The 12,653-nt window shown below is 67.5% G+C and carries 16 protein-coding genes and 3 pseudogenes; 9 read left to right on the forward strand and 10 right to left on the reverse strand.

Annotated features, from left to right (window positions below; translation table 11 throughout):
- Window positions 1-240: 240 nt before the first annotated feature.
- Window positions 241-787: pseudogene (locus ACHFIV_RS33185) on the forward strand (phosphatase PAP2 family protein); the annotation flags it as partial.
- On the opposite strand, the gene ACHFIV_RS12525 reads toward ACHFIV_RS33185, so the two are convergent.
- Entirely contained in the window at window positions 773-1,165 is a 393-nt protein-coding gene (locus ACHFIV_RS12525) for a hypothetical protein (RefSeq protein ID WP_398966971.1), read from the reverse strand. The pseudogene ACHFIV_RS33185 and the gene ACHFIV_RS12525 sit on opposite strands and share 15 nt — an antisense overlap.
- A 290-nt stretch (window positions 1,166-1,455) precedes the next feature.
- On the opposite strand from ACHFIV_RS12525, the gene ACHFIV_RS12530 reads away from it, so the two are divergent.
- Together ACHFIV_RS12530 and ACHFIV_RS12535 are read left to right on the forward strand one after the other, a co-directional pair.
- Window positions 1,456-1,674, forward strand: coding sequence for an Imm51 family immunity protein (locus ACHFIV_RS12530; protein WP_398966974.1), 219 nt, complete (start codon window positions 1,456-1,458; stop codon window positions 1,672-1,674).
- Between the two features lie 148 nt (window positions 1,675-1,822).
- On the forward strand, window positions 1,823-2,002 hold the full coding sequence (locus ACHFIV_RS12535; RefSeq protein ID WP_398966977.1) for a DUF6461 domain-containing protein: 180 nt from the start codon (window positions 1,823-1,825) through the stop codon (window positions 2,000-2,002).
- Between the two features lie 146 nt (window positions 2,003-2,148).
- On the opposite strand, the gene ACHFIV_RS12540 is transcribed toward ACHFIV_RS12535, so the two are convergent.
- Window positions 2,149-2,781 (reverse strand): SMI1/KNR4 family protein, encoded by a 633-nt coding sequence (locus tag ACHFIV_RS12540; RefSeq protein ID WP_398966979.1) that lies wholly within the window; start codon window positions 2,779-2,781, stop codon window positions 2,149-2,151.
- Window positions 2,782-3,540: 759 nt separating this feature from the next.
- A complete protein-coding gene (locus tag ACHFIV_RS12545) occupies window positions 3,541-4,533 on the reverse strand; it encodes a GlxA family transcriptional regulator (RefSeq protein ID WP_398966982.1) in 993 nt (330 codons plus the stop codon).
- Window positions 4,534-4,585: 52 nt separating this feature from the next.
- Here ACHFIV_RS12545 and ACHFIV_RS12550 point away from each other — a divergent pair, with 52 nt between their 5' ends.
- Entirely contained in the window at window positions 4,586-4,981 is a 396-nt protein-coding gene (locus tag ACHFIV_RS12550) for a cupin domain-containing protein (protein ID WP_398966984.1), read from the forward strand.
- A gap of 332 nt (window positions 4,982-5,313) precedes the next feature.
- Here ACHFIV_RS12550 and ACHFIV_RS12555 read toward each other — a convergent pair whose 3' ends face one another.
- The 5 genes from ACHFIV_RS12555 to ACHFIV_RS12575 form a co-directional block, all read right to left on the reverse strand.
- Window positions 5,314-5,523, reverse strand: coding sequence for a hypothetical protein (locus tag ACHFIV_RS12555; RefSeq protein WP_398966987.1), 210 nt, complete (start codon window positions 5,521-5,523; stop codon window positions 5,314-5,316).
- A gap of 609 nt (window positions 5,524-6,132) precedes the next feature.
- Entirely contained in the window at window positions 6,133-6,381 is a 249-nt protein-coding gene (locus ACHFIV_RS12560) for a hypothetical protein (protein ID WP_398966990.1), read from the reverse strand.
- Window positions 6,382-6,703: 322 nt separating this feature from the next.
- Window positions 6,704-7,636: a MerR family transcriptional regulator gene (locus ACHFIV_RS12565; RefSeq protein WP_398966993.1), complete on the reverse strand. Its 933-nt coding sequence runs from the start codon at window positions 7,634-7,636 to the stop codon at window positions 6,704-6,706.
- Window positions 7,637-7,669: 33 nt separating this feature from the next.
- Window positions 7,670-8,182: a hypothetical protein gene (locus ACHFIV_RS12570; RefSeq protein ID WP_398966995.1), complete on the reverse strand. Its 513-nt coding sequence runs from the start codon at window positions 8,180-8,182 to the stop codon at window positions 7,670-7,672.
- Window positions 8,183-8,242: 60 nt separating this feature from the next.
- Window positions 8,243-8,371 carry a maleylpyruvate isomerase N-terminal domain-containing protein gene (locus ACHFIV_RS12575; protein WP_398968178.1) on the reverse strand — a complete coding sequence of 43 codons (129 nt, stop codon included), beginning with the start codon at window positions 8,369-8,371 and terminating at the stop codon, window positions 8,243-8,245.
- A gap of 488 nt (window positions 8,372-8,859) precedes the next feature.
- Between ACHFIV_RS12575 and ACHFIV_RS12580 the strand changes: the two genes are divergently transcribed.
- Together ACHFIV_RS12580 and ACHFIV_RS12585 are read left to right on the forward strand one after the other, a co-directional pair.
- Entirely contained in the window at window positions 8,860-9,684 is an 825-nt protein-coding gene (locus ACHFIV_RS12580) for a hypothetical protein (protein WP_398966998.1), read from the forward strand.
- A gap of 73 nt (window positions 9,685-9,757) precedes the next feature.
- Window positions 9,758-10,360: a transposase gene (locus tag ACHFIV_RS12585; RefSeq protein WP_398967001.1), complete on the forward strand. Its 603-nt coding sequence runs from the start codon at window positions 9,758-9,760 to the stop codon at window positions 10,358-10,360.
- Here the strand turns inward: ACHFIV_RS12585 and ACHFIV_RS12590 are convergent.
- On the reverse strand, window positions 10,292-10,621 hold the full coding sequence (locus ACHFIV_RS12590; protein WP_398967003.1) for a hypothetical protein: 330 nt from the start codon (window positions 10,619-10,621) through the stop codon (window positions 10,292-10,294). The two genes, ACHFIV_RS12585 and ACHFIV_RS12590, sit on opposite strands and share 69 nt — an antisense overlap.
- Before the next feature lie 61 nt (window positions 10,622-10,682).
- Between ACHFIV_RS12590 and ACHFIV_RS12595 the strand changes: the two are divergent.
- Window positions 10,683-11,105 (forward strand): annotated as a pseudogene (locus ACHFIV_RS12595) (IS5/IS1182 family transposase); the annotation flags it as partial.
- On the opposite strand, the gene ACHFIV_RS12600 reads toward ACHFIV_RS12595, so the two are convergent.
- Complete coding sequence (locus tag ACHFIV_RS12600; protein ID WP_398968256.1) at window positions 11,055-11,207, reverse strand: hypothetical protein; 153 nt, start codon at window positions 11,205-11,207, stop codon at window positions 11,055-11,057. The pseudogene ACHFIV_RS12595 and the gene ACHFIV_RS12600 overlap by 51 nt on opposite strands.
- A 543-nt stretch (window positions 11,208-11,750) precedes the next feature.
- Here ACHFIV_RS12600 and ACHFIV_RS12605 point away from each other — a divergent pair.
- Together ACHFIV_RS12605 and ACHFIV_RS12610 are read left to right on the forward strand one after the other, a co-directional pair.
- Window positions 11,751-12,326, forward strand: coding sequence for a TetR/AcrR family transcriptional regulator (locus tag ACHFIV_RS12605; RefSeq protein ID WP_398967006.1), 576 nt, complete (start codon window positions 11,751-11,753; stop codon window positions 12,324-12,326).
- Window positions 12,327-12,409: 83 nt separating this feature from the next.
- Window positions 12,410-12,586, forward strand: a pseudogene (locus ACHFIV_RS12610) (cupin domain-containing protein); the annotation flags it as partial.
- Window positions 12,587-12,653 lie beyond the last annotated feature (67 nt).

Consider the following 12,653-nt stretch of genomic DNA (forward strand, 5'->3'; position numbering starts at 1 on the left):
TCGTCGCTAGCAGGCGGGCAGAGCCGTTTCTCTAATCCGTGCAGAGAGTGGATCGGTCGTGCAGAACATGGCCGTGGCCCCCTCTCGTCACCAGAGGCTGCCACGGCCCACTGCCCCTTGATCAGTTGCTGATGTGGGCGATGAAGGCGGTTCAGGGGGTCCCCGGACCCGTCAACCCTGACGATCGGCAGGGGTCGCTGTTGCCCTGCGGCTCGGGTAAAGAGATCAGAGCTGGTCGCCCGGGCGGTGACTCGGACGGTGACAGATGCGCCCCCGTGGCTGGGCCCGCTCCTGGAATTGCCCACCGAGAGCACTCTGGTGCTTCTCGGAATGTTGCTGGCCTGGACGCGGTGGACAGCAGTCCGCCGAAAAGATCTGCGAGGTACCGCCGGAGCGGTGTTGACCGGTCTCGCCACCATCGCGGCCTACACGGTGAGCGAAGCAGGTCGTGGACTAGGAGCGGCCTTGCCGCGCGCTGCGCATGAAGGCCGACGTCGTCGTGAAATGCCCCGACGCGGGAGACTGGTCTTTCCCGAGCAACCACGCCACCCTGGCCGCCGGGCCGGCCGTCGGCCTGGCCGTGATTCGGCCGCGACTTGCCGCAGCCGCACTGCCGCCGGCCGGGGCCGCCGCGCTGCTACGCGCGTTGGTGGGGGTCCACCACCCGCACGATGTACTCGCTGGCGCGTTCCTTGGCGCGACTGCGGTGGTGGCCGTATTGCTCACGGTGCTGCCGCCGGCTCAGCGGTGGGCATCCCGGAAGGCTGCGCGGTCAGCGACGTCGGCCACCGCCGATTCGGCGGTCGTCGGCCAGTGCGGTAAGCGGGCCGAACTCCCGAGCAAGCTGGTTCCACGTCAGAACCTCGCCACAGCGGGCCGGGAACTCCTTCGGGTCGAACTCGGGCATGGTCCAGGTGCCAGTGCCCCGGTCTCGCAGCCAGAGGTCCCCGTCACCGTCGACCACGGTCGGCGGAACCGGTACGGGCTCAGCCTGTTCAGTGGGCTCCCAGGTGAGCCGGCCCGGGTGGGAAACGCGGCGCAGCTCGGTGGTGGCCAACCGCGCGGCCAAGTCACGGGTGGACTCTTCGGCGTCCTTGACCGACGTGAGTCGGAACGCGTCGTCAAGTATGGGCAGAGCTGGATTCTTACTGCGCTTTGAACTCATACGCTGGCTACCTCCGGTGGGGGGCGTCACATCCGTTATGGCACCCCGTAGAGGAACACGGTATCCGAGCCGGGAGCCGGACCAGGTACGACCCCTGTCCAGGTGGAGGCGCTGGCACAGCACAGCGATTCCCACCACGACCCAACGTGTGGACCGTCGGCGTCTCTAGCGCTGTGACCGAGAAGGTTCACCGGGTGCGAGAGCTGTGAGGGACCGGACGAACGGTTGAGACGATCGCGCCGTGACCATCCACCTTCATGACTTCAATGGCGAGCACTCCCTGACGTTGGATGCTGGAAGCCTCCGATGCCGCAGTAGTAGCCTTCGGGCACCAGCCGAACGGGTGCTTCTGGGAGGCTCTCGTGCGGTTTGCCTGGCCGGATACTGCCGAGCACGTCGATTGCGACAGCGAGGCCGGCATGTTCTGCGCGGTCGGCAAATCGAGCGACGCCGCGCGAGCGTCGTCACGAGCCCCGAGGCAGTCCGCCGTGCGGGCTTTGCGCGCTTGAGATCTCATGCCTCGGAGAAGCCGTTTCCCGAGCAGTTCGACGCATTGTTCGCGGTCAACGCCAAGGCCTCGCTCTTCATCACCCAGCGGGCGCGCGCGCTGATGCCCGACGGGGGCGGATCATCAACACCTCCTCCGGAACGACCCGGATGGCCAATCCTTCGCAGACACAACGCGCGATGACCGAGGGCGCCCGCGAACAACTCACGAGGGGTTTCGCGCGGCACCTCACCCCCGTCGCCGAGCGCATCACAGGCGTACGTCTGACTCCTGCGCTCTTCGCCTCGGCGGAGTACACCTGTGCCCGGGTGCCGGATCCGTTCGGGTAGTTCCGGGCAGACACATTGGCCGCGCAGGTGACAGTAGAGACCGCCTGTCGGTGGGCTTCGAGGTCGACGAGGAGGCAGCTGCCTCGCGGGCAGCAGAGAGCAGTCGTGTGGTACGCGTCGGCTCGACAGCAGGCGTGCAGCGATAGTCAGGTCAGCCCGAGGGGTGCTGCTCTCAACGGTTGGCCGTTGAGTTCCTCGCAGCCGTCTTCGTCCCACCAAAGGTCACCTTGGGTGGTGAGATAGGGGTACAGCCCGCGCACGTCCCCGCCTTCGTGAAGCGCCTGCGCGACTGAGTGGAGAAGGCTTGCCAGATCAGGCCAGGAGTCGGTGAAGTCGCCACCCCCGCTGTGGCCTGCCCAGCCGATGCGGCCGGTGTCCGGGCTGGGACGTTGGTCGATCACCTGCGCAGCACCATCGGCGCTCTCGGCCCACGGAACCCAGAGAGGGTGCCACCAGGGCTCGTCGTCCCAGGGGCGAGGGGTCAGGCCGTCGTTCTCCGCCGCGACATCCATGCAGGTTTGCCAACGGGTCACGATGCCGCTCAGTGTGAGGGGTGACTGCTCTGGCAGAAAGGCCGTCCAGGCGCTCACCCCGTCATGGCACTGCAGAGACTCAGCAAGATCACCGGGCAGCGGGGTGCCGAGAAGCTGCTCCGCATGCTGCATGTCGCTTCGTTTCGCAGGAGGATTGAGCAGTGCGAATTCGGACGCAGAGTGGATTGCCAGCCAGGTGTCGATCCGGCGCCACGATTCCGAGGGGGGCGAGATCTGCTGTGCCATGACGCCATCCTGCCCCACGTCTGTGACGAGACAGACCAGGGCCCTGCTCCCGATGAAGCGACGTGCGCGAACCCGGGCGCCTCAACGGCTTGCCGGTAGGGTGCCAGGTGGCAGCGCAGATCGGAGCTCACCGCGCAGGTGCCCAAGCCCTTGCATGTCTGGCGAATCGGAGTGTCGCGGTGCGCCCGGCCAGGAGCCTGCCGGCCGGGTCGGCTCCCGCCCACACGAGGTACACCACGGCGTCGGCCTGGTCGCTGTTGTCGCAGCGGGTGATCAGCGCCTGAATACGGACCCGGGGTAGGCGGCCGCGGAAGGCGAGTCGGGGAAGTAGCCGGGCCACTTGGACCGACCTGCGCCGGTGAGTCCGGCCCTCCACACGGCGCGTCCCAGGGCGATCAGCTGTTCTTCGTCGGCCGGGTCAAGGTCGGCGGGGACTGCTTGTTCCAGGGCATCTTGGACGAGTGGGTCGCCGGGGGGGCCGCTCCCGGCTCCGGCAGGGCCCGCGCGGCGGCCGGAAATGGCGGGCGTAGACGGTCTCCCACCGCCCGAACCGCTCCGACAGACCCCGCCATTGCACACCCGTCCGCACCCGGCCGCACCCGGCCGAGAATCCAACACCCGCGCACGTCAGAAGATCCGAAAAACAGTCCCTGGTGCAAGCTCTCTACTGTGGCGATCTCGCAGCTGACAAGCCTGCCCGCCCCCTGACGACAGCAGAAGACGAAGCGCCCGTGATCCGTCGGCGCTGGACTCCTGCTGTCAGTTCGCCTCCGGCCCGAACCGACGCTTGTACGCCGACGGTGTGATGCCGGTCTCGCGGCGCATCAGCGTGCGCAGATGAGCAGCGGTGCCAAGCCCGCTGCGTCGCGCGACCACCTCGAACCGGGACTCACCTCGCTCGATCAACCGGCACGCCAGAGCAAGCCGTTCCCCCGTCAGCCACGCCAGCGGCGTCGTCCCCAGTTGCGCCTGGAACCGGCGATGCAGAGTCGCCGGACTGACCGCCGCACGCGCCGCAAGACCAGACACGGTGAGCGGTGAGTCCAACCGTTCCTGAGCCCAGGCCAGGACAGGCGCCAAGGATTCGTCCGGCAGATCGGGCATGGGACGCTCCACGAACTGCCGCTGCCCACCGTCCCGGTGCGCCGCGAAGACCAGCCGCCGGCTCACAGAGTTGGCGATCTCCGCGCCGTAGTCGCGGCGGACCACATGCAGCCCAAGATCGAGCGCCGCTGCACTCCCTGCCGCGGTGAGGGTGTCACCGTCATCCACGAACAGCACGTCTGCTTCGAGCTGGACAGAGGGGAAGCGGGCCCGGAAGGAATCCCCCCACTGCCAGTGCACGGTGGCCCGGCGCCCGTCGAGGACTCCGGCCTCGGCCAGCGTAAAGGCGCCGCTGCAGAAGCCGACCAGGCGCGCACCTCGGGCGTGCGCCCGGCGGACGGCATCGAGCACGGCGGGACGGCGGGGCACTTCGATGTCAGGGCGGTTGGGGACAATCAAGGTGTCCGCCTCGTCGGCCGCTTCCAGATCGGCGACTCCCGTCAGGGTGAAGAAGCCGTCTCGCATCAGGGTTCGGGGCTCGGGGGAACAGAGCCTGAAGTCATAGAGAGCACGACCGATCTCTGGTCTGCGTAGACCGAAGACCTCGGTCGCGCAGCCGAGCTCGAAGGGATTCGAGTTCTCGTCCACGATCACGACAACCCGGTGTACGTCCGCCGCGAGAGCTGCGTGCGAGGATTCTTTCGCCATGTGCGATTCCTAGCACTCACGGCGGCCATGCGAAACGGCTCAAGATGATCCCATGAACAGCGTACCCATCCCTCTCAGCAAGGCTCTGGCCTCCTTCGATGCCTTGTGGAGCCCTCGTATCGTCACGCGCGTCAACGACTACGACGTCCGCATCGCCAAGGTCGAGGGCGAACACATCTGGCACGTCCACAACGACACCGACGAGTTCTTCCTGGTACTCGACGGCGAGCTGCACATCTCCCTGCGGGAGCCCGACGGGGAGCGAACGGTCCAGCTCCCACGGGGAGCGGTCTTCACCGTCCCCCGCGGCACAGAGCACAAGCCCCACGCTCCCTCCGGCGCCGCCATCCTCATGTTCGAGCCCGCCGGGACACCGACCGTAGGCGATCGCCACGACGACATCCCGGAGCACGTCGACTCAACAACCGGACACGCACTCAGCACCTGACCCGACAGGCTTCGGACACGCCACTGCTCATCTCACCAGCCTGCCGCCCGGGTCGGTCACGTTTCACCGACTGCCCAGCGAGAGCGTCGCCGCACTCAGTCCTCGCCAGTGTCCGGATCGTGCAGAGAGCGCATTCTGCCAAGCAGGTCGGGGAGCTCGAAGGAGTACCGGCCGAGCACGTTGATGTGGTGGCGCACGAACAGCGAGAGCCGGACGAAGGCTGCTCGTCGGGCGTGTCGTGGGGCGTCGACCCAGCGACATCACGCATCCGTAGTCACACCGCGACCGGCATCCTTGCCCCGGCATACCCGGCTCATGGCGTCGACTGTCGGTCAGTAGAGGATGAGTCGCCAACGCTCGGCCCAAAACAGCCGCTCCCCGCCCGAAACGCGTACCTGGACACGGTCTTCTTCCACCTGCCAAACGGTGCCGTAGAGCGTGGCGCCGGGGAGATCCACCCTGACGATGTCGTAGACCTCCAAATCGCCCTCGACAGGCCGGTTCCACACATTCGTGCATTGCTCGCAGAGGTAGCCGACCACATCGCAGCCCTCAACAGTTATTGGGACGCCCGGGCGGAATGCTTCAAAGAAGCACCGAGGACACGGGTCAGCAGTGTGAGGGCCTACTGATCGGGACATGGCCCGATCCTGCTGCACAACGACGAAGCACGGCAACCTCCATTTCAGGTGACATCAACGGCGGTGAGAACAGACGTTGGCTGACGAACCGCCCTCTGAGTACGCTCCACGCGAAACCGGGGCCTGACCTGCGGTTGAGCGGGCAGCGGGCGTGACGTGCGCGCCTGATGGTGGAGGGGATGGTGGGCGCGCCCTGAACGGTGTCTGATCGCCCTGCGGTGCCCCTCGGGCCGCCGCAGTCCTGTGAAGCCGGCGCAGCGCCGGCCCGCCTTCCCTGAGACCACGCCCGCCCACCGCCACCGCACCACGCATGGCCAGGCAGCCAGGTAGACGAGGGTCAAGGCGGCAGGATCGTCGGTTGCGCCGCCGGTTCCGGGGGAGCTGAACGCGCCGGGCGGTGGGTCGGGAGTGCGGGACGGCCTGGGTGGCCGAGGTGGACCGGCGGTCGGACGCCGTCTACTGCTCGTGGCGGTGCCTCATATGGGCCTGTACGTGCCGAGTTCTTGGTACTCAGAACCCGTCGCCCCATCCGAAGGTGACGTTGTACGCGCGCTGGAGTGCGTGTCGGCCATGGTCCCCGTCGGCGTAGGCCCGTACGAGGGCTGCGGAGAACCAGAGCGCAAGGACTCCGCTGACGACGCCCAGAGCAACCAGTTTGCCGTACCAGCTGAGGAGAAGCAGGGCGATGGCCACGATGGCTACGCCGACGTGGGCTCCGCGGGAGTCGAGTGGCGCAGCGTTGCGTCTTCCTCTGCGCACGGCCCGTTCCGCGGCAAGGCGCTCCTCTCGAACAGACTGTGGTTCAGTTTCGTCGAAGCTCATTTCCGCCCCCGGGCCCTGACGCCACATGGATCCGGACCGCAGAGGCAGAGGAGTACGGGTTTCGGTGAACTGGCCGCCGTCGTCGAGGGCGGGTGCGGTCCAGGTGATGGTCCACCTCGCGGTCGCGGCGCCCTGGTACCGGCCGCCCGGCTGGTATGGAGGAGGGCCTCTCGTAGACGTGCCCGTAGTCCGCGACATGGCCTTTCCCCGGAACTTCGCGTACGGCGTGCCGGGGCCGTGGCAGGTGACGGTGGTGCCGTCACGTCCGAGCCTGCAGGGCACCGACGGTCCAGTCGAGGACCGGCCGCAGGCTCTCCGGTTCCGGCCAGCCGTTGATCACAGCGAGCAGTGAGAGGTATCGCTCTCTGCGGGGGTCATTCATACGTTCCAGCCGGGCCTGGAGATGTCTGCGGGACGTGGCGTCGTCAGAGCGGTCGAGGAGATGTGCGCAGCGGTTCATGAGGGCTGTGACGGTCGGGTCGGCCTGGAGCGAGGCCGGTTCGACGCCCGCTGCCACGGCCGGCGTGATCTGGTCACGGACGATCGCAGCCACGTCGTTGTGCCGCGCGGGTGGGCCACCCTGGTCGTACCCGGCCGTCTGCTCCTGGGCCAGGTGGCGTACGAGGGCGCGGAAGTCTGCGTCCTGCGACAGCTCGGCCAGTTCCACCCACGCCTGGACCTGCTCCGTGTCGGGGTTGGCCGGCAGTTCCGGAGTCATCGAGCGCATGGCTCCCGTGAACATGGAGCCGGCACCCACATCTCCGAAGACTGCGCCGAGGAAGTCGCCGACCAGCTGTTGGCGTTCGGTTTCGGAGAGTGTGGCCAGTTTGTGCATCAGATGTGTCTCCTCAGGAGTAGCCCCGCGCCTCGCCACGGCGGTCAGCACCGCACGCCGCAGCCGCAGGATCCGGATCTGGACGTCCAGCGCCTCGGCATGTACCTCGGCAACGTCAGACAGTGGGAGTTCCCGGTCCATGACCTTCCGGATGGCAGCAAGATCCAGTCCCAGGTCGCGCAGGGTCCGCACCAAATCCAGGCGTGCGACGGCATCGCTGTCGTAAAGGCGGTAGCCGGCCGGGCTGCGGTCAGCGGGCGGTATGAGCCCGTAGTCGGAGTAGAACCGGATGGTCTTGACCGTGGTACCAGTGCGCCGGGCCAGCTCGCCGATCGAGTAGAGGGTGCGGGCGTTCATGTTCCCAGCTTCTGGTCTCCCCCTGCTGGAGACTCAAGCTTGTGCGTTCGAGACGGTCGGATTCTCACACTCGGCAGCACACATTCCGGCCTCTCTGCTGAGTTGATCTCGTTGCAGCGGAGCGCAGGTGTCAGCCAGGGCGAGCAATCGGATGCCGAGCTGCTCGACCTGCGCGGTCTCTGATGCGTTCAAGGGCTCGCGGCCGGTGGCCTTACGCGGGAAGCGCGGCGTGCTCCAGACCGATGTGTTGGCGGCCGCTGTCTGCTCTGCGCCGAGAAGCAGCTCCAGTACGGCGTCACCGGCTGACGAGGTGAGCCAGGGTTCGCGTCCGCGTGTATCGGCCAGGTCGAGGCCGTGGACAGCGACTTCGACGGCTCGGGTGAGCAGGAAGTCGGACAAGAGCCTGGCGTCACCATGACGCGTCCAGACGGTACGGCTGGCCGACTGGGCCCGGCACAGCAGGTCGGCTCGTCGCCAGGTCGCGGTGAAGCCATCGGCGGAGGTGGCATCGTCGGCCGGCTCTGCTGTCCGGTCCTGGGCCGGCACGATCCGGGCACTGTTGGCTTGGGGTGAGAAGCGATCGTCCGGGCGGTAGTACTCCGCTGCTCAGATTCCGGCCTCACCCGGGGCCGATGCTTCGAGCATGCCCGGGAGCCAGTGGATCACGACGCACACGTGCCCAAGCAGGTCACCTACGGTCCACGGAGCGCAGCGTGTCGGGAGAACTCCATTCAGCCTCGGACAGGTCTGTCACAGCATCAGTGAGCGCCTCCGCTCCCGACGAAACGCCTCGAGCCCACGGTCCGAATTCATTACAGAGACGCTACCAACCGGGCGCCAACCGGCATCCGGTTGCCTTGACCTGCAGCTCGGCGCGTGGGCTTCTCGACGGCGCAGACTCGTCCGCCCGTATGAGTAGTCCCGTGAGATCGTGTGGCGGAGGAAGACCTGCTGGGGTCGTCACCGAGGGCTTCCAACAGGCTGAGCGGGGGGGGCGACGTCGGTCCGCTGGCAACGACGGATCTGGCGCAGGACTCCAGAGGTCGCTGTCGTCGAAGTGTCAGGCCGTGACTACGCTCGACCGACCGGGCGCGAGGGCGTCCGAAGCCGACGGGTGCTGACCACACGGAGGCTTGGGGAGGAGCGTGGGGGTTTTGTGCACGGGATCGTCGCGGGTGTCGTCGGCGAGTACGCGGGTGACCGGGATTCTGATGGTGGTGGCCGTGAGCGCCACGCTGATCGTGGGCATCCTGCCGTTGCAACCGCGTGCGGAGACACGGGATCTGCGGCTGGCGATGTTCGGTTGCTCGCTGTTGTGCGGAATGATGTGGATGACGGTCTCCGTGCGCTCACGACGTGCGGGCGGCGTCGACCTGGACAAGCCCGTGCGGCCGGGGCGACGTCCCTCCCGCGGCCTGCCCGTCCTCCTTGCCGTCCTGCTCCCGTTGGCGAGTGGTGCGGCGCTGGTTCAGGCAGTCGGCCCGGACGGTGAGCCGGGTCGTTGGGTCTCGGAGGTGTACACGGCCGGAGGGGGCGTCCACGAGGTTCCTGTGAAGAGGATCGTGAGCGAGCCACGGCCGACCGGCGTGAACGTGAATGGCGTCGACGAGTATGAGGTGGACGTCGTCGTGACCCTGTCCTTCGACGACCGCCCCCGAAGGATCACCGTAGAGGGCGTGAGGAGCCTCGAAGTACCGGAGGAGGGGGACACGGTGGCCGTCATGTACTCCCCCGGCCGTCCCGAGCTCGGTGGGCGATATCACGAGGCCGGCTTCTTCCCCGGAGGCGCCGCACTTCTGTGGATCTGGGCGGTGGTCTTGTTCATCGCTGCGTTCGGCTCCGGGATCTTCGACCGCGCCGAGGTCCACTCCGCCCGGAGGTTCCGCGTTGAAGTCCACGGAGTAGCAGCGCTGGTGCTCTGCCTCGGGGTGCTCCTTCTACTGCCCGGCGCGTTCTTCCAGACGTCCACCTGGGCGGGCTGGCTCCTGGCCTTCTTCGCTGCCGGCACTCCCTGGCTGGCCCTGACCTGGGTCATCAAGCGCGTCTGAAGCGTGTTGCGGAAGTCCGGCGTCGGGCAGGTACAGCCGGGTTCTGTTCCCCTGTAGATCATGCGGCCAGGGCGTGCCGCAGCATGAACGCCCTGGACTACTCCTGTGCAGCCGTCGACGGCTGCCACATCCGGGCGTAAAAGGGGGCTCCAAGACCGGACGAGGCACTGTCAACCGGCGTAGAACGGGCGGCAAGCACCAACTGATCACCGATGCCACCGGCATTCCGCTCACTGTCGCCTTGACTGGGGGCAACCGCACTGACGTGACCCAACTCGTTCCGCTGCTCGAAGCCGTTCCGTCGGTGCGGGACAAACGTGGTCGGCCCCGGCGTCGCCCGGACGTCGTGCTCGGTGACCGCGGGTACGACCACGACAAGTACCGCCGTCTCGTGTGTGGGCTTGGGGTGAGACCGGTGATCGCCCGCCGCGGGACCGAGCACGGTTCCGGGCTCGGTCCCGCGGCTGGGCCGTGGAGCGCGCCTTCACCCAAGGGCCCTGGCTCCGCCGCCTGCGGATCCGGTGGGAGATCCGCGACGACATCACGAAGCCTTCCTCAAGCTCGCCTCCTGCATCATCTGCTGGCGGCGCCTGACGAAGCTCGTGCCTCAGTTGCCGCGGTCCGAGTTGAAGCCGCGGTCTTGAATCACCGGAAGCGTCTTCTCCGCATCGCCTAGCCACGCATCGATCTCTTCGTGGGAGGACCGGATGGCGCTGATCAGCTCCATGAGGGCGTCCAGCTTCTGCCTGCCGACGTTCAGGCGCAGCTCTTCAAGCGAGACTTCCTGGTACGGCATGCTCAGCTGCCACCAGAAGCGCATCAGGTAGCGACACTCCTGCGGTTCTCGGTCATCCGCGAGTCGACTGTGAACGACCGCTTGGACGCACTGCCGCTGGTCGTCATCGCGAAATCCATCCCGCAGGTCAGTCAAAGTCACGGTCGGACAGTACCAACCGTGCTCACCACCAGGCGCTATGAGGTCATTCCGTCAGAGCTCCTACTGGTGCACCAATCTGACGCTACGGTTCGCCCCGCTGTTCGACGTCAAAGTCCACGGCCGGCCGAGTCATCAACCGCCTCGCACCCCTGCTCGCGTTTCAGCCCCGCAAGCGGTTCACCAAGGACACCGTGCTCATCATGGACGGCATCCTGGTCCCCATCCGTGACCACACCACCGCAGAGCGGTCGAAGAACTATCGGGTACTCCACCAACCACCAAGTCGTCATCGACGCCGACCCCCCGCCTGGTCGACGTGGTCGGCCGGCCACTCGACGGGAACCGCAACGACTGCAAGGCATGGGAGAAATCCGGCGCCAAGGCCGCTGTCGGCAAAACAACGGCGATCGCCGACGGCGGCCACCCGGGCATCTCACTCGTCGCCCTGCACCGTCGACAGCGCGGCCAGAGTGCCCTTCCAGACGAGCTTCTTGGCGTCGGTGACGCCGGCCTCGTCGTAGAGCGAGGCCCAGGTTCCCTCGGTAACCGCGCACCGGTCACCCTGCCCCGGCTTCGTGACGGCCACGGCCGGGAGCACCGTCACGCCGGGGTGTCACAACCGTCGTCGTCTTCGTCGATCCAGTGGTGGAATCTGTCGCGTTCGCACCCTGACTGGCTTTCCTCCCCGACTGGCAGCAGCGCGAACGCATTACGAAGTGGGCCTCCCTGCCGCCCGCAGCAGCTCCGGGCACGACCGCGTCCGAGGCGGAGACCACAGGGCTGGCGGGCTTGGACCATGGCATCGCCGAGTTCCTGCACCGGACCGGGGCACGGAGCAGCTGCTGGACCAGCGCGCGTGGATGGAGTGGTGGGGCGGGGGTGTTCACACGTACGCGGTGGCTTTGACGCGTCCCGGTCAGTCCGGCGCTCGTTCTGAAGGAACAGCCAGAGGCCGTCGTCGAGGAACTGCTCTGCTCCCATGGCTGACGCCCGACATGGCCACGGCCGGCCGCCGACCGCCCTGCACGCTCGACGCCCTTTCCCTGGCGAACGACCAGCTGCGGGAGGTCGCGGCTGCGATGCCGAGCCTTCAGAATCCTCTGTACCTATTAGTCTGTACACTGCCTGCATGAGCACTGCCGATCGTCTTATCGAGAGCACCCGCGAGCTGCTGTGGGAACGGGGATACACCGGCACCAGCCCGAAGGCGATCCAGCAGCGGGCCGGCGCCGGACAAGGAAGCATGTACCACCACTTCGCCGGGAAACCGGACTTGGCGCTCGCCGCGATCCGGCGCACCGCCGAGGAGATGCGCGCCAGAGCCGAGGAGCAGTTCTCCACACCGGGGACCGCGGTGGATCGCATCACGGCGTACCTGCGCCGGGAGCGGGACGTTCTCAAGGGTTGCCCGATCGGGCGCCTCACCCAGGACCCGGATGTCATGGCCGACCCTGAGCTGCGGGCCCCCGTCGACGAAACCCTCGCCTGGCTGCGGGAACGCCTTGCCGACTTGCTGGCCGAGGGGCGCGAGCGGGGCGAGCTGGGTGCCGCACTGGACCCGCAGGCGACCGCGGCGACTGTCGTCGCGGTCCTGCAGGGCGGCTACGTCCTGGCTCGCGCTGCCGACTCGGTGCAGCCGTTCGACCAGGCGATCACAGGAGTGCTGGGCCTCCTGGCCGCACGTATCTCCGCCACCCACGAGTAGAGAGGCAACCTGCGCTTCATGCATGTCTCCCGTACGCCGCAGCCCATCGCCGTCGCACCACCCGAGTGGGTTTCCGGCGCGGCATGGGTCGACGAACTCGCCACGCCCAGGGAACCCTCGCGGGTTGCGGATTGACAGTGTTCACTTCGCGCGCGGGCGCTAGCACCGCGGGGCATCGCCATCCCCTCGGCCAGGTTCTGCACGTCACGGAGGGGGCCGGGCTCGTCCGGTGCCGCGGCGGAGAGGCGCACGCCATTCGTGCCGGAGACAGTGTGCGCGTCGCGACGGGCGAGTGGCATCGGCACGGCGCCTCTCCCCGGACCATCA

It is taken from the genome of Streptomyces sp. ALB3 (assembly GCF_044385685.1).
GTDB lineage: Bacteria > Actinomycetota > Actinomycetes > Streptomycetales > Streptomycetaceae > Streptomyces.